This window comes from Micromonospora psammae (genome assembly GCF_036902725.1).
Classification (GTDB): domain Bacteria; phylum Actinomycetota; class Actinomycetes; order Mycobacteriales; family Micromonosporaceae; genus Micromonospora.
In genome coordinates this window covers 365,075-379,571 of the sequence record NZ_JBAKHM010000003.1, presented here as the reverse complement: position 1 = coordinate 379,571, position 14,497 = coordinate 365,075, and the positions used below count along the sequence as shown (strand labels likewise).

The following is a 14,497-nucleotide window of genomic DNA, read 5'->3' as shown; positions in this document are numbered from 1 at the left end:
CCCCGGCCGATGTCTATACATGTGGAGGAGTGACCGATGGCATCGCGAACGCACGAACCAGAGCCGCTACTCACGCCGGCCGAGGTGGCGTCGATGTTCCGTGTCGACCCGAAGACGGTGACCCGGTGGGCCAAGGCGGGCAAGCTCAGCGCGATCCGGACTCTGGGTGGCCACCGTCGGTACCGCGAGTCGGAGGTGCGGGCCCTGCTGCAGGGGCAGATTCCCCAGCAGCGTCAGGGGGACTGACCACCGGCAGCGCCGAGAAACGTTCCGGTCTCAGGGGCGGGCGGACGTCGTGACAGCGACGATCCACCGCCCCTGAACCATGTCCGGGCCCTACTCCCGCACCGTGACCCGGATGCCCACGGTGCCGCCCCGGCCCCGGCGCAGCCGGCTGCCGAGCAGGCTCAACCGGCCGACCAGACGGTACTTCTGTTTGATCAGGTCGCGTACCCGGTCGCTGTCCTGCGGGCCGCTGAGCACGGCGTGGCCGGGCACCGCCTCGCCGTGCGGCCGGCCCCGCACGTCGCAGGGGGCCACGGTCACCGTGCCGTCCCGGCGGATCCGCTTGACCTTCCCGGAGTCGGCCGCGGTCCAGACCGCCAGCGTGTCACCGTCGCGGACCGCCCAGACCGGGGTCGGCACCGCCCGACCGTCCTTGCGGAACGTCGTCAGCAGGACGTACTTCTCCGCCGCCAGGCGGTCCAGCTCCGTCACGCGCCCAGGATACGGCCGCGACGGCCGGTTAGCGTGTACCTCGTGACCGGGGAACCCAGGATCGGCGACGTGTTCGGCGAGATGCTGCGCGACGCGTACGCGGTGAAGACCGGCATCGGCCCCCGTCCGCTCGCCGGCGGGCGGCTGCCCCGACCGGTCATCGAGATCATCGAGCGGGACGACGGGCTGATCAACGGCGCGCCCGCCGCGCACTACCTGGACGAACCCGAACACTGGCAGCCGTACGACCACCGCGCCGTGGACCGGGTCCGCGGCGCGACGCTGGACATCGGCACCGGTGGCGGCCGGATCGCGCTGGCGCTCCAGGAGCGGGGCGTACCCGTGACCGGGCTGGACATCTCCCCCGGCGCGCTGCGGGTGAGCCGGCACCGGGGCGTACGGAACCTCGTGCTCGGCACGGTCGACGAGCACGCCGCGGACGACCGGCGCTACGACACGTTCCTGCTGCTCGGCAACAACCTCGGGCTGATCGAGGGGCGGCAGCGGGCACCCGCGTTCCTCGCCGCGCTCGCCGCGCTGGCCCGGCCGGGCGCCCAGGTCATCGCCCACGGCACCGACCCGTACGGCACGAGGGACCCGGTGCACACCGCCTACCACGAGCTGAACCGTCGCCGGGGCCGGCTCGGCGGCCAGCTCCGGCTGCGGCTGCGCTACCGGGAACTGGGCACCCACTGGTTCGACTACCTGGTCTGCTCCGCCGCGGAGCTGGCCGAGCTGGTCCGGGGCACCGGCTGGACACTGGCCGACGTGGACGACCGGGACGCCCCGTACTACCTGGCGACGCTGCGCCGGGCGCCCTGATCGCGTCCTGGGCGGGCCGGGGCGGCGTCCGGCGGGGGCGGTCAGGGGAGGGGCCCCTGCCACGCCGAGGCGAGGACAGGGGCCACCCCGATCGGCTCAGAGCTGGACGGTCGGGGGGAGCTGCTCGGGCGGGAGGCCGCCGTCGCCGTCCACCACCTCGTCCGGGGTGCCGTCCTCGTCGATGTCGACCATCGTGATGTCCACCTTGCCGTCACCGTCGGTGTCGAACTGGAACAGGTCGGCCTTGCCGTCGCCGTCGGTGTCCACCACCCACACGTCGGTCCTGCCGTCGTTGTTGGTGTCGGCGCGGAGCAGGTCGACGCGCTCGTCGCCGCGCGTCTCCACGATCTCCCCGCCCTCGGTGCCGTCCACGGTCTCCGGTGCCTGGCTCATGTGCCACGTCCTTCCCTTGACGTCGAGGGCCGTCTGTACCCGTTCCGGTGATCCCCCACGCATGCCGCCCGGAACGGTGCTGCATAGGGTCGCACCCAGGAGCGGCGGCACGGCGCGACGGAGACCCCGCGCGTCGCCGCGCGCAGCGAGGGAGCGTCATGAGTGATCGTTTAGTCGTCGTCGGTGCCGGCACGATGGGGCTCGGGATCGCCTACGTCGCCGCCGGGGCGGGCTACGCCGTCGAACTCGTGGAGGTCGACCGGGACCGGTCAGAAGCCGCCGCCGCCCGCCTGGGCGAGCTGTGGGACCGGGCGGTCCAGCGCGGGAAGCTCCGCGCCGAGGAGGCCGCCGACAACCGGGCGCGGCTGACCCTGCGCGCGGCGTTGGGCGAGGTCGCACCGGAGCCGGACGTGATCGTGGAGGCCGTCCCCGAACGGCTCGACCTCAAGCGGACGGTGCTGCGCGAGGCCGAGGGGCTGCGGCCCGCGCTGCTCGGCAGCAACACCTCCAGCATCCCCATCGCCGAGCTGGCCGAACCGCTGGCCCGGCCGGGAAGCTTCCTCGGGCTGCACTTCTTCAACCCGGTCTGGGCGATGGCCCTGCTGGAGGTCGTGGTCGGCCCGGCCACCGACGCGGAGACCACCGACGCGGCCGTCGCGCTCGCCGGCCGGTTGGGCAAGGACCCCGTCGTCGTACGGGACATGCCCGGCTTCGCCACCTCCCGGCTCGGGGTCACCCTCGGCCTGGAGGCGATCCGGATGGTCGCCGACGGGGTGGCCTCCCCGGCCGACATCGACAAGGCGATGGTGCTCGGCTACCGGCACCCGGTCGGCCCGCTGGAGCTCACCGACCTGGTCGGGCTGGACGTCCGGCTGGACATCGCGCGCACCCTCCAGGCCGCGTACGGGGACCGCTTCGCGCCGCCGCCGCTGCTGCTGGAGCTGGTGGCCGCCGGAAAGCTGGGCAAGAAGTCCGGCCAGGGCTTCTACCGCTGGGTGGACGGCCGCAAGGCTGAGGTGACGCCGTGAGCGTGAGGAGTGAGCCGGTCTTGCGAGCCCCGCAGTCGCGAACTGAGGTGACGCCGTGAGCGTGAGGAGTGAGCCGGTCTTGCGAGCCCCGCAGTCGCGAACTGAGGTGACGCCGTGAGCGTGAGGAGTGAGCCGGTCTTGCGAGCCCCGCAGTCGCGAACTGAGGTGACGCCGTGAGCGTGAGGAGTGAGCCGATCTTGCGAGCCCCGCAGTCGCGAACTGAGGTGACGCCGTGAGCGGACTGCGGATCGAGGAGCTGCCCGACCGGCTGGTGGTGACGCTGGACCGGCCGGAGAAGCGCAACGCCATCGACGCCGACCTGATCGACGAGCTGCACCAGGTCTGCGCCGAGCTGGAGGCCCGGCCCCGGCTGCTGCTGCTCACCGGTGGCGCGGCCGGCATCTTCGCCGCCGGGGCGGACATCGGCCAGCTGCGCGAGCGGGGGCGCTCCGACGCCCTCGCCGCGATCAACCAGGGGGCCTTCGCCCGGATCCGGGCGTTGCCGATGCCGACCGTGGCCGCCGTGGACGGTCCGGCGCTGGGTGGCGGCGCCGAGCTGGCGTACGCCTGCGACCTGCGGGTCTGCACGGCCCGCGCGTTCTTCGGCCAGCCGGAGGTGCGGTTGGGCATCCTGGCCGGCGCGGGCGCGACCTACCGGCTGCCGGCGCTGATCGGCGAGGCCCGGGCCAAGGAGCTGCTCTTCACCGGCCGGCGGGTCGACGCCGCGGAGGCGCTGCGGATCGGCCTGGTCAACCGGGTCGTCGACGAGCCGGAGCAGTTGCTGCCGACCGCGCACGAGCTGCTGGACTCGATCGCCAAGGGCTCCGCGCTGGCGCTGCGGCTGACCAAGTTGGCGATCGACGCGCCGCCGGCCGCCCACCCCCACCTCGACCTGGTCAGCCAGGCGGTGCTCTTCGAGGACGAGGAGAAGCGGCGGCGGATGACCGAGTTCCTGGAGCGGCGCGGCTCTCGCTGACCTGCCGTACGCGACGACGGCCGCACCGGGGAACCGGTGCGGCCGTCGACGTCTGCGCTCAGTGCCGGATCGACACCTTCGCGTCGTCCAGCGCCCGGATCAGCCCGGCGGACTCGGCGAAGCCGATGATCAGGACGGCCTCGGGGCGGTAGTCCTTGATCTCCCGGGCCAGGCCGCTGAAGTCCACCGGGGCCGCCTTCGCGTCCGCCGGGGGCTCGTAGGTCAGCAGCTTCACCCGGTCGCTGCCGAGACCGGCCCGCTCCAGCTCGGCCCGGACCGTCTCCTGGAGACCCTCGCCGTAGGAGTCCTTGCGGGCCACCACCACGACCTTGCCCGGTCCGTCGCGCAGGACCACGTCGGCCAGGGCCCGCCCCTGGAGGCTGTCCGGCGGCGCGGTGCGGAAGTAGAGACCCTTGTCGTCCACGGTGGTCAGGCCCGCGTCGGTGTTGGACGGGGAGAACAGGATCCGTCCCGCGGCCACCACGTCGGGCAGCACCGAGCTGGAGATGCCCGAGCCGCCGGCGCCGATGATCACCTGGACGTCCTTGCTGATGTGCGACGCCACGGTGGCCTTGGCCACCTGCTCGCTGGTGCCGTCGTCGCCGTCGATCCATTTCACCGGCTCGCCGAGCACGCCGCCCGCCGCGTTGATTTCCTTGACCGCCAGCGCCGAGCCGGCAGCCAGCGGCGGGTTGGCCAGGGCCAGGTCACCGGTCTTCGGCAGCAGGCCGCCGAGGATCAGCGGAGAGCCGTCGCTGCGGTCGCTCCCGCTGCCCTTCTGCTTCTTCGGCTTCGGCGGGTTCTTCGTGCTCACTCCGGTCTCGTCCCCGGCGCCGACGAACTCCGTCTTGACGTCGTTGATCTTCTGATCGTCGAAGTGCAGCGTGGCGTAGCTGGCCGTGGCGGGCTCGCCGGCGTCGGTGAACCCGGCCCGGCTCAGCGACGGCCCCCGGTACTCGATGTCCTGCCCGTCACGCGCCAACGCCAGGCAGGACGCCGCGTCCCCGCAGCGCTGCCCGTTGGTGGTCACCCCGACTATCTGCCGGGCGATGGCCGCCGGGTCGGTGCTGCCGGCCAGCTGCGCGGCCAGCGCGCTGATCATCACGGCGTCGTACGCCTCGGCCGCGTAGAGGAAGTCGGCGAGCTTCGGGTCGATGGCGAGCAGCCGCTCCTTGAAGTCGTCCGTCAACGGCGTCAGGGGTGTGGTCCCCTTCATGCCGTCGACCAGGTTCGCCCGGTCCTTCAGGTCGGTGGCGAAGGAGTTGAGCATGTTGCCGTCGGTGCCGTACAGGCGCACCTGTGGGGCGCTCGACTCCTCGGGCTTGTCGGTCGTCCCGCAGGCGCTTGTGACGAGCAGGAACGCCGCACCGGCGGCCAGGATGGCAGCGCGCGGGCCGCGTGTTACGTACATGGTCGTCCTTCCAACGGGGAGGTCCGCTGGGGCACCATAGCGTGCCCGTGTGGTCCATAACAGCGTGGTGCCGGCCGTCGTCGGCGGCCCGACATCTCCGCGTACGCTCAGTCACCGGGACACTGTCGCGGGTCACCGCTTGACCTGCCGTCCTACCGTGCCGCAGGTGACCGACGAACCGGACCAGACGATCGCCGACGCGACCGCCGTGCTCCGCTCGGCGCTGGCCGGGGACGGTGACGCGGTGGTGGGCACCTTCGACGCCGTGGTCGACCGGTCCGGCCTGGCCGGGGCGTACGGGGTCGCCTGGTGCCTCGCCGCCACCATGGTCGGCGACGCTCCGCCGCCGGGAGCCTGCGCGCTCGACTTCCCCGGTATCGACGAGGCCGGGTACGACGCCCGCTGGGTGGCCCGTTTCGTCAGCGCGTACGCCAACCACGACGCGGACACCGGCGAGGCGCTCTTCGGGGCGGCGGCCGCCGACGGGCTGCTGCCCGACTGCCTGCTCACCCTCGCCGGCTCGACCGTGGCCACCCTGCGCAGTCGGGCCGGCTGACGGCGCGACGCCCGACCCCGGGGCCGGGCGCCGCGCCGTCGCCGCTCAGAACGCGTGGTACGCGATCAGCGGCTCGTACTCGTAGCGCAGCGTCTCGAAGCGGACCTGGAACCGGACGCCGTCGCGCACGTTGGTCGCGACCGTGGTGAAGTCGGACTTCGACGGCAGGTAGGTCCGGTAGTTGCAGCTGTCCGTCCGGTCGATGAAGATCACGCACGCCTCGACGCCGAACTGGCTGGCGTTGCGGACGTTGATGTCGCGGCACCGCGTGCTGGTGCGGTAGGGCCCGGCGTCGCCGCCGGAGCGGGCCACCTCGAAGTACGAGCGGACCGCGCCGCCGTAGCAGCTGGCGGTGGACCCGGCGAGATTGGTGCCGGGGGCGGCCTGGGCGGGGGAACCGAGGGCGAGCAGGGAGAGCGCCGCCGTGGTGGCCGTCAGGCCGGCGACCGGGGATGCCATGGGTGCTGCCTCCAGGGGGTAGGGGGGTGGACCCTGCGTTGCGGTCAGGGTGCTGAGCGTGGTCATGGTATCGGCCGCTCCGTCCGACGTGGACCATTCCGCCGATGTGATAGCTCTGGTGACATGTCCGAGGCGATGCTCAGCAAGGTGCGCAAGCTGTTGGCGAAGGCGGAGGACCCGGCCTGCACGCCCGCCGAGTCCGCGGCCTTCACCACCAAGGCCACCGAGCTGATCGCCCGCTACGGCGTCGACCGGGCGCTGCTGGCCGCCCGGGACCCGGCCACCGACCCGGTCGGCGACCGGGTGGTCGAGGTGCTCGCCCCGTACGCCCGGGACAAGGCGGGGCTGCTCGTGGCCGTCGCCGACCCGCTGCGCTGCCGCTGCGTACGCCGCCGCGAGGGCAGCGGCTTCGCGATGCACCTGTTCGGCTTCGCCAGCGACCTGGAACGAGTGGACCTACTCTTCACCTCGCTGCTGGTGCAGGCCGCGCACGGGCTGGCCGGCACGGCGGTGCCCGCCGGTGAGCACCCGGCCGCCTTCCGCCGCTCCTGGCTGGCCGGGTTCGCCCGGGTGGTCGGGGAGCGGCTGCGGGCGGCGGAGGCGGGCGCGGTGGCGCGCACCGGAGCGGCGACGGGGGTGGCGCTGGTCCTCGCCGACCGCTCCCACCGGGTGGCCAGCCGGCTGTCGGAGGTCTACCCGCGGCTGCGTACCGCCGCGCCCCGCCGGTTGGCCGGCTCCGGCTTCACCGCCGGGGCGGTGGCGGGCCGCCGGGCGGACCTGGGCGGTCGTGGGGTGGCCGACGGTGTCGGCCCGGAGCGGGGCATCGCCGGGTAGCGCTCAGCCCGACGTCGTGCCCCGGGTGACCGTGGTCAGGTAGCGGCTGAGCAGCTCGTGCCAGCCGGCGGTGAGCGCCTTGCGGTAGCCCTCGGCGGCCTCACCGTGCCGGTCGAAGTACCGGTGCTCCACCTCGACCCGGGTCTGCGAACCGTCGGGCAGGAAGAGCACCTCCACCTCGCTGGCCCGGGCGGGGTCCGGCACCGGCACCCGGTCCGGGCCGATCTGCCAGGTGAAGACGAGCCGCCGGGGCGGATCCCAGGTGAGCACCCGGCCCCAGTCGCTGCGAAAGCCGTACGGGCCGATCTCGTACAGCATGCCGCCGGGCCTCGGCTCGATGCCCAGCTCGGCCAGCGCCGCCGGACCGGACCAGGTGTATTCCCGCACCCACCACTCGGCCAGCGCCCCGGTGAACACGGCGTACGCCTGCTCGGCGGTGGCCGGGACGAGGAGCGAGTTGCGGAGCGCATACCGCTCGACGTCCTGCCGGATGTTCTCCGGATCCGCCATCCCCTGTCCCATAGGCCCGGACCATACCGGCTGATGCCCCGCTGTGCAGCTTCGCGCCCTGCCCCCTATCGGACAGTGGAACCGGCCCGACGGGACCGTGCGGAGCGCTCGCGGATGGCCGCCGGCAAAGCGGGTAACCGCGGCTCGACGGCGGGCCAGGGGTGGGAGCGGGAGCATGAGTCAGAGTGGGGCGGAACGACGGGAACCGGACCGGGCCGGTGCGGGCCGTGAGGCCGAGCCGGACGTCCTGCTCGACGTCCCGCGGTTGTCGGTCGACTCGATCCGGCTCGCGGTGGACGGGCTCGACGCGGACCTGTCACTGCGCGCCCGGCTGGCGAACCTGCTCCAGCTGGACGCCGGCGTCCGGGTCCACCTCGAGGGCGTCGAGCTGGACATCGAGGGCGTACGCGCCGAGGCGTTGCTGAAGGTCCGGCTGGAGAAGCTGATCCAGATCCTGGACCGCGCGTTGACCACGATCGACCGCAACCCGGAGATCATCCAGGCCCTGGCCAGCTCCGCGAACAGCTCGCTGAACGACGTGAACCGGGCGGCCGACCGGCCCTCCGACGTGGCCGCCGCACCGGTCGCCGACCAGGCGGGCGCACCGGGCGGCCAGGCGGCGGGCCAGCAGGTCGGGTCGGTCGGCGCGGTGGCCGACCGGCTGCCGCGCGGGGGCGGCGCCTCGTCGCCGGGCACCGGCGGAGCTGAACGGCCTACCCGCCCCGGCCAGGAGCCCTCGGTCCGGACCGGACGGCCCGTCGGCCCGCGCCCGGAGTCCCCGGCCGGCTCGCCGGTGGGATCGCCGCCGGAACCGCCGCTCGGCACCCCGCACGCCGGCCCGGCGGCGGAGGAGCCCGAGACCGAGGGGGACCGCCCGGCCGACCGGGGCGCGACCGCCGGCGACCGCGAGTCGCGCGCCGCGACCGGGGGCGGCCCCGGGCAGCCACCGGGCGACCGGACCGGGCAGGGACACCCCGGCGCGGGCGACCAGCCGGGCGAGAGCGGTGCGGCTCAGGCGTCCCAGTTCGCCGAGCAGGCGGGCGAGACGCTCCGGCAGGCCGGACGCAGCGTCTGGGAGGCGATCCAGGGCGGGATGGCCCAGCGACGCCAGGGCCAGCCGCGCCGCGACGGTTGAGGGCGGGTCAGGTCTTCCGGTCGGCGCAGCAGCCGTCGGCGCAGTCCGAGCCCGGATCAGCGGTCGCGACGGCCGGCAGGGGCCCGCAGTCGTCGCAGTGTTCACCGCGCCAGGCCTCGACGCCTTCCTTGACCGCCACCCCGGCGATGACCAACGCGGCGATCGGGTCGGCCCACGACCAGCCCCAGGCGGCGTTGAGGACCAGGCCGACGAGCAGCACCGCGGACAGCCAGGTGCAGAGCATGGTCTGGGTCGAGTCGGCCATGACGGTGGCCGAGCCGAGTTCCCGGCCGGTGCGCCGCTTGGCCCGCACGAGCAGCGGCATCACGAGCAGCGACGCGACCGCCAGACCGATCCCCACCGGGCTGGCGTCGGCGTCGCCGCTAGCCAGCAGCGACCGCGCGGCGTCGAAGGTCACCCAGGCGGCCAGGGCGAAGAACGACGCGCCGATGAGTCGCAGCGCCAGCCGTTCCCGGTCCTCCGGCACCCGGGAGCGGAACTGCCAGATCAGCACCGCCGCGCTGGACACCTCGACGAACGAGTCCAGGCCGAAGCCGATCAGCGCCGTCGAGGAGGCCGCCGCGCCCGCGGCGATCGCGACCAGGCCCTCCAGCAGGTTGTAGCCGGCGGTCGCGTAGGCCAGCCACAGGCTGCGCCGGGACAGCACCGCCCGACGCTCGGGGGTCAGCAGTGACGTGTTCATCCGACCACCTCCGCCGGGGAGTCAGACGGCGTCCCGTAGACCGGGCAGAGCGCGACCGCCTCGCCCGTGGCGGCGAGGACCTGTTCCGCCGAGCGCAGCAGGTCCAGCAGCTCCGGCCGGGTCAGGGCGTAGAACGACTGGCGACCCTGCACCCGGTAGTCGACCAGGCCGCAGTCACGCAGGCACGCCAGGTGCTTCGACACCGTCGACTGCGCCAACCCCAACTCGCCGGTCAGGTCCACCACCCGCGCCTCGCCGGTCGCGAGCCGGCGCAGGACGGCCAGCCGGGTCGGGTCGCCGAGAGACCGGAACAACGCCACCGCGGGGGCGAGCCCGGGCGCGCAATCAATCGCCACAACGTGATGATAGCCCGATTCGACGATCTCTGCTCCGGCAGCCCGGGCCGGGCCCGTCGGCGGCAGACGCCCAGAAAGGTCTGGCCCGTGGGATCAGGGGCTCAGGTGTCGTAGCAGCCGTCCCAGGGCGGGTCGAAACCGAGATCGTCGGGCAGGAACTCCGCGTGGTCCTCGCCGCCGTAAAGCTCTGATCCGTCGACGAGTCCGAAGATGTGCCCGTCGGTCTCGACCTGGAAGAGCCGGATGGCGATGTCATCGAAGACCCGGCCGGGCAACGCCTCGAGCCACTCGGCGAGGCGAGCTTCGGCCCGGCCGATGGAGGCGTCCTCATCTTCACTGGTGCCGGCGAACCAGATGTCCGAACGGCTGTGGGTGCCCGCGAAGTCGAAACGGTGCAGCACGGCGTACCACCGCTTGCCCCGGTGCCAGTCGGGCCTGCTGCCGCTGCCCTCCTCCAGGGTGGCGGTGACGGAGGCGAAGAACTGCCCCTCGTCGTACCGGCCGATGGTGTCGGTGCGGTAGTCAGGCTCGTACGCGATGGGCACGAGGTCGGGAATCGCCACGGCCCGGGACCCTAGAGCGTTGGTACGACAGCGAATGCGGTGTCACCCGCCGACCGGATCCGTCAGGCTTCGACCGGCGCGCGGACGCCAACGGCAGTCAGACGGTGGGACCGCCGCGCCGGCGCCTCCGCTCGATGTCCTCCTGGACCTCGGGATCCCAGAGGGATGCGTTCCAGTCCTCAGGCTGCGGCTCCGCAGACAGCGGCATCCCGACGGCCTGTGCCCCGCTCCGCGGCTGCTGCGGCTGCCTCGACCGAGGATCATCGTTCCCCAACGGCAGGTCGACCCGGCCGTACGCATCGTCGGCCGAGGCGGACTGCGCACCAGCCGAGCCGGAGACGATCCCGGCCGGAGCAGCGAGCCAGCGCCTGAGCCTGCTGCGGATGATCAGCGCACCGATGGCGAGCAGGATCGCGCCGGCTGCCCGGGCGACATGAAATGCGGCCGGGGTCTTCATCGGCAGGAGGTACGACAGGAAGAGGATGAGAACTCCGCAGGAGCCTACCCAGTTCCGGACGATCGCAACCGGACAGCCGTGGGCGTCGATGACGCGCTTCGTGAGGTTCGACCAGGTCAGGAAGGCGAGGAGAAGAGCCGAGGGCAGTGCGATCGAAAGCACCCTGACGGCTTGGCCGCTCGGCGAGATCATCAGATCGGCGTTGATCGCCGCCCGGACCAGCGAGAGCCCCGCGAACAGCACGGCGAGCGTCAGCAGCGTCCAGAGGGCTGCTGCTTGCCAGCGCGGCGACGGCCCGGCCACCGGAGCCGAAGCGCTTGCGCAGGTGTGCCCCTGCCCCAGATGATCAAGGTGAGTCCCGAACTTCTGGCAATCCATGATCGGCCGTTCCCCCGTGTCGACTGGCACCGCCCGAGCAGGTTAGAGGGCCGGACCGGGACAGGTGAGATTTCGGGCGCGAAAAGCAACGCGCCGACGGGCGTTTCCGCTAGTCGGCGTTCACCTCGAAGCTAGGACGTCCGTCCGTTCGCGCCCGCCATCCCGTCGACGTCGGCCGGGTTGGAGTTTTCGTGGTCGGGTGATCGGGGATGGTTGCGCATCTGGCGGTAGGCGATGCCGCCCATGAAGGCGGCCAGTAGGCCGCCGCCGAGGATCACCGGACGGGTGCCGTCGATGAGGAAGTTGTTGCCCCCCAATTGCACGGGGTGCTGGCCGATCAGTGTCACCAGTAATGGTGACAGGGCCACGGAGCAGCCCAGGACGACCTTCAGCATCGACTGGTAAACGGCATTGATGCGGCCACGCATCGAGTCTTCGACCCGGGAACCGATGATCGTCGTACCGGTGAGGAATGCGGTGCCGGCGCAGGCTCCGACCATCAACACCGCCACCAACGAGACGACCAGGTGCGGGGAGAGCGCCACCAGGATCAGTACGCCTCCAGCGACAACGACGGCGACGCCGAACAACCGCTCATGCGTCACCCGGTGCGCCACCTTCGGCGCGCCGACGATGCCGACAACCAGACCCAGGAACGCGGCCAGGAGAAGCAGCCCGAAAGCGGCCTGGCCGCCGAGCAGGCTCAGCGCGTACGGCTGGGCTGAGCCCACGACCGCGCCCCCGGCGGCGAAAGCACCCGTCATGCCGATCAGCAGACCACGGATGAGTGGTACGTCCCGTATGTAGCTGACACTGTCGTGCAGCATCCCACCCATGACAGGACCGCGATCCAATGCGGGTGAGGGTGTCGGCCCGGCCCGGCCCCCAGGCCCACTCCCAGCGGGACGCCTGGAAAGCTCGGGCAGGAGGGCGGCGATCGAGATCGCGCTGGCCAGATAGAGCAGCGCAGCAACGATGACCGCGATCCGGGTCAGCCCATTCATGCCGACCACCTCGTCGGACACGCCGAAGGCGGTCCCAGCTCCCGTGAGCAGAGTGAACAGGCACCCGGCAGTCACAACGGTGATGCCGTACGTCATGACCAGACCCAGCTGGACCGCTGAGGCGACCTGCTCCGACCGACGGAGCAGACGGGGCAGCGCGGCATCTTTCGCCGGAATCCACATGGTCGCGGCCATTTGCACGAAGAAGCTGCCAGCGAGGATCCACCAGTAGCTGTTGGCAACCGCGATCGACAGCAGCAGCGCACAGCGAGCCAGGTCGGCGACGACCATCACGGCACGCCGATCGAATCGGTCCGCGATCAGGCCGGCTATCGGCGCGAACAGCAGGCCCGGCAGCAGGTTGGCGAACAGTACCCCGCTGAATGTGAAGTTGACCCCTGCTGCGCTGGAGGCAAGGGTGCTACCGAGCGCGGCGAGCCCGAACAGAGCCAGCCAATCTGCGGTACTGCACAACCCGGTGACGATCCACAACCTGCGAAACGCCCGTACAGCCAGCAATTCTCGGGCGCGCGTCAAGGAGGAGGCCGGAGCCCTGCGTGAGCCGCACCCCTTGGCTCGTGGCCCCCCGTCCACCCTCATCCGCACCCAGCGAACGCTAGACGTACTCAGAGCAGAGGTGAAGGACCCTGCTCCCCCCGCCGATGGCCTGCGCGGAGCATCCGACCGTGTGACTGCTTGGGATGAGCGTCGGCCGTAGCGGGACCCCGGGGTTGATCAAGCTCAGACCGGCAGGAGCGTCCTGAGCGGAGTGCGGCAGCGTGAGGATCTTGGCAGCCGGGAACTGAGGCCGCATGAGCCTGAGTGACGAGGAGTTGGCGCTAGCCGCCGTTCGCCGGGTGGTGGGAGTCATCAGCCTGGCGCTACTCATCTTCGGTGCCCGCGTCGCCGTGACGCGTCAGTTGCCCCGAGGACGGCTCGGCATTGGACGTTCGACCCGGAGTCGCGTCCCCAGCCGGTCCGCATCGGGGGTGGTGTTGCGTTTCTAGGCGCAGGCCTCTTCATCCAGCAAGTTGCCCGACGAGGAGATCCGCCTTCAACCAGCGGGCCGACTCCACCTACTTCGCTTCCCGGGGCAGGTACCACAACCCGGCGTGCTGCGGGTCACGAAGCCACCGAACCCGAGATGCCTCATCGGGTCGAGGCTTCCAGTCGCGGTAGGGCAGGAAGGCCACACGCCAGGCGATGATCGCGAAGATGTAGAGGCCCGGGCCGACCAACCACAGAAGTGCATCTCGCCGGCGGTAGGAAGCACGCGGCGCAAGCCAAGCCGTAGCCGCAACCGGAACTGCTATGAAGCTGAGATCGGCCAGCGGACCGTCTCCCAGCCTGGCCTCGATCAGCTCGCGGATCATGAGAGCCGGCACCGCCACCCCGAGGACAAGCAGCGCCGCGATCAACATGCGCGGCATGCGGTCCAGTGGTGAGCGGGAGCTGGGTCGGTCAACGGCCATGACCCCGGAGGGTACGAGCCAGTGGCAATCACGATGCTGCGGGATGCCAGTCGTCTCTGCCGCCTGAACGTCTGCCAGGACGTGTCGGCGGTCCGCGCGAGTCGCGTCCGACAGGGGCCATCAGCGGGATTTCGGGGTCAACGAGGGCCAGACCGGGCAGACGGGGCTCCAGGGCCAAAAGCAGAACGCCGACCGGCGTTTCCGCTGATCGGCGCTCCTGTAGCCCGGCGAAAGGCTATGTGGCCAGGGGCGGGGTCGAACCGCCGACCTTCCGATTTTCAGTCGGACGCTCGTACCAACTGAGCTACCTGGCCGTGATGCTTCGAACCATGCTACCCGAAGGCGGGGCAACCGCCGAAAGGGTCACATGCTCCGATACGCAGAACGCCGCGCAATGGTTCACGCGGCGTCAGCGCTGGCGGTCCTGACGGGACTTGAACCCGCGACCTCCGCCTTGACAGGGCGGCGAGCACTCCAACTGCTCCACAGGACCTGGCTGGTGTTGCTGGTGTTGCATCCGGCCGAAGCCGGACCGTGCCCCCAACGGGATTCGAACCCGTGCTACCGCCTTGAAAGGGCGGCGTCCTGGGCCGCTAGACGATGAGGGCGGCCCCGCCATCATTGCACACTCGCAACTTCAAGCGGACTTGCTCCCATCCGGCCCCGCCGGAGGCATGAGAAGCATATGCCATGCCGTCCCGGTCGGCCAAACCGGTATGGGAA

The 14,497-nt window shown here is 71.8% G+C and carries 18 protein-coding genes and 3 tRNA genes; 7 read left to right on the top strand and 14 right to left on the bottom strand.

Features of this window, described 5'->3' with window-relative positions; translation table 11 throughout:
- Positions 1 to 36: 36 nt before the first annotated feature.
- Positions 37 to 246 (top strand): BldC family transcriptional regulator, encoded by a 210-nt coding sequence (locus V6U79_RS08015; protein ID WP_007073996.1) that lies wholly within the window; start codon positions 37 to 39, stop codon positions 244 to 246.
- A 90-nt stretch (positions 247 to 336) separates the two neighbouring features.
- On the opposite strand, the gene V6U79_RS08010 is transcribed toward V6U79_RS08015, so the two are convergent.
- Positions 337 to 717, bottom strand: coding sequence for a PPOX class F420-dependent oxidoreductase (locus V6U79_RS08010; RefSeq protein ID WP_334524760.1), 381 nt, complete (start codon positions 715 to 717; stop codon positions 337 to 339).
- Between the two features lie 42 nt (positions 718 to 759).
- On the opposite strand from V6U79_RS08010, the gene V6U79_RS08005 reads away from it, so the two are divergent.
- A complete protein-coding gene (locus tag V6U79_RS08005; protein WP_334614083.1) occupies positions 760 to 1,539 on the top strand; it encodes a class I SAM-dependent methyltransferase in 780 nt (259 codons plus the stop codon).
- 96 nt (positions 1,540 to 1,635) lie between these two features.
- Here the strand turns inward: V6U79_RS08005 and V6U79_RS08000 are convergent, their stop codons facing one another.
- A complete protein-coding gene (locus tag V6U79_RS08000; RefSeq protein WP_334524766.1) occupies positions 1,636 to 1,932 on the bottom strand; it encodes a hypothetical protein in 297 nt (98 codons plus the stop codon).
- Between the two features lie 158 nt (positions 1,933 to 2,090).
- Between V6U79_RS08000 and V6U79_RS07995 the strand changes: the two genes are divergently transcribed.
- A complete protein-coding gene (locus V6U79_RS07995; protein WP_334614081.1) occupies positions 2,091 to 2,960 on the top strand; it encodes a 3-hydroxyacyl-CoA dehydrogenase family protein in 870 nt (289 codons plus the stop codon).
- Positions 2,961 to 3,192: 232 nt separating this feature from the next.
- The gene (locus tag V6U79_RS07990; RefSeq protein ID WP_334614079.1) at positions 3,193 to 3,936 is read left to right on the top strand and encodes an enoyl-CoA hydratase/isomerase family protein; all 744 of its coding nucleotides are present in this window, start codon (positions 3,193 to 3,195) and stop codon (positions 3,934 to 3,936) included.
- A gap of 58 nt (positions 3,937 to 3,994) precedes the next feature.
- Here V6U79_RS07990 and V6U79_RS07985 read toward each other — a convergent pair whose 3' ends face one another.
- Entirely contained in the window at positions 3,995 to 5,347 is a 1,353-nt protein-coding gene (locus V6U79_RS07985) for an ABC transporter substrate-binding protein (protein ID WP_334614077.1), read from the bottom strand.
- A gap of 166 nt (positions 5,348 to 5,513) precedes the next feature.
- On the opposite strand from V6U79_RS07985, the gene V6U79_RS07980 reads away from it, so the two are divergent.
- The gene (locus V6U79_RS07980) at positions 5,514 to 5,903 is read left to right on the top strand and encodes a hypothetical protein (protein WP_334524778.1); all 390 of its coding nucleotides are present in this window, start codon (positions 5,514 to 5,516) and stop codon (positions 5,901 to 5,903) included.
- Between the two features lie 45 nt (positions 5,904 to 5,948).
- On the opposite strand, the gene V6U79_RS07975 is transcribed toward V6U79_RS07980, so the two are convergent.
- Positions 5,949 to 6,362, bottom strand: coding sequence for a hypothetical protein (locus tag V6U79_RS07975; RefSeq protein ID WP_334524781.1), 414 nt, complete (start codon positions 6,360 to 6,362; stop codon positions 5,949 to 5,951).
- A gap of 123 nt (positions 6,363 to 6,485) precedes the next feature.
- Between V6U79_RS07975 and V6U79_RS07970 the strand changes: the two genes are divergently transcribed.
- The gene (locus V6U79_RS07970; protein ID WP_334614076.1) at positions 6,486 to 7,196 is read left to right on the top strand and encodes a DUF2786 domain-containing protein; all 711 of its coding nucleotides are present in this window, start codon (positions 6,486 to 6,488) and stop codon (positions 7,194 to 7,196) included.
- 3 nt (positions 7,197 to 7,199) lie between these two features.
- Here the strand turns inward: V6U79_RS07970 and V6U79_RS07965 are convergent, their stop codons facing one another.
- Positions 7,200 to 7,718, bottom strand: coding sequence for an SRPBCC family protein (locus V6U79_RS07965; RefSeq protein WP_334524787.1), 519 nt, complete (start codon positions 7,716 to 7,718; stop codon positions 7,200 to 7,202).
- A 163-nt stretch (positions 7,719 to 7,881) separates the two neighbouring features.
- Here V6U79_RS07965 and V6U79_RS07960 point away from each other — a divergent pair, with 163 nt between their 5' ends.
- Positions 7,882 to 8,841, top strand: coding sequence for a chromosomal replication initiator protein DnaA (locus tag V6U79_RS07960; protein ID WP_334614075.1), 960 nt, complete (start codon positions 7,882 to 7,884; stop codon positions 8,839 to 8,841).
- Between the two features lie 7 nt (positions 8,842 to 8,848).
- On the opposite strand, the gene V6U79_RS07955 is transcribed toward V6U79_RS07960, so the two are convergent.
- The 9 genes from V6U79_RS07955 to V6U79_RS07915 all read right to left on the bottom strand — a co-directional run bounded on the left by V6U79_RS07955 (position 8,849) and on the right by V6U79_RS07915 (position 14,382).
- Positions 8,849 to 9,544 carry a cation diffusion facilitator family transporter gene (locus V6U79_RS07955; protein WP_334614074.1) on the bottom strand — a complete coding sequence of 232 codons (696 nt, stop codon included), beginning with the start codon at positions 9,542 to 9,544 and terminating at the stop codon, positions 8,849 to 8,851.
- Positions 9,541 to 9,900: an ArsR/SmtB family transcription factor gene (locus V6U79_RS07950; RefSeq protein ID WP_334614073.1), complete on the bottom strand. Its 360-nt coding sequence runs from the start codon at positions 9,898 to 9,900 to the stop codon at positions 9,541 to 9,543. Before V6U79_RS07950 ends, V6U79_RS07955 begins: the two co-directional genes overlap by 4 nt.
- Before the next feature lie 101 nt (positions 9,901 to 10,001).
- Positions 10,002 to 10,463, bottom strand: a complete 462-nt coding sequence (locus tag V6U79_RS07945; protein WP_334614071.1) for a hypothetical protein — start codon at positions 10,461 to 10,463, stop codon at positions 10,002 to 10,004.
- Between the two features lie 97 nt (positions 10,464 to 10,560).
- Positions 10,561 to 11,328, bottom strand: a complete 768-nt coding sequence (locus V6U79_RS07940; protein ID WP_334524802.1) for a hypothetical protein — start codon at positions 11,326 to 11,328, stop codon at positions 10,561 to 10,563.
- A 101-nt stretch (positions 11,329 to 11,429) separates the two neighbouring features.
- Positions 11,430 to 12,902 carry an MFS transporter gene (locus V6U79_RS07935; RefSeq protein ID WP_334614167.1) on the bottom strand — a complete coding sequence of 491 codons (1,473 nt, stop codon included), beginning with the start codon at positions 12,900 to 12,902 and terminating at the stop codon, positions 11,430 to 11,432.
- A 476-nt stretch (positions 12,903 to 13,378) separates the two neighbouring features.
- A complete protein-coding gene (locus tag V6U79_RS07930; RefSeq protein ID WP_334524808.1) occupies positions 13,379 to 13,774 on the bottom strand; it encodes a hypothetical protein in 396 nt (131 codons plus the stop codon).
- A 240-nt stretch (positions 13,775 to 14,014) separates the two neighbouring features.
- Positions 14,015 to 14,088: transfer RNA gene (locus V6U79_RS07925), tRNA-Phe, on the bottom strand.
- A 102-nt stretch (positions 14,089 to 14,190) separates the two neighbouring features.
- A tRNA-Asp gene (locus V6U79_RS07920) sits at positions 14,191 to 14,267 on the bottom strand.
- 42 nt (positions 14,268 to 14,309) lie between these two features.
- A tRNA-Glu gene (locus tag V6U79_RS07915) sits at positions 14,310 to 14,382 on the bottom strand.
- Between the last annotated feature and the right edge of the window lie 115 nt (positions 14,383 to 14,497).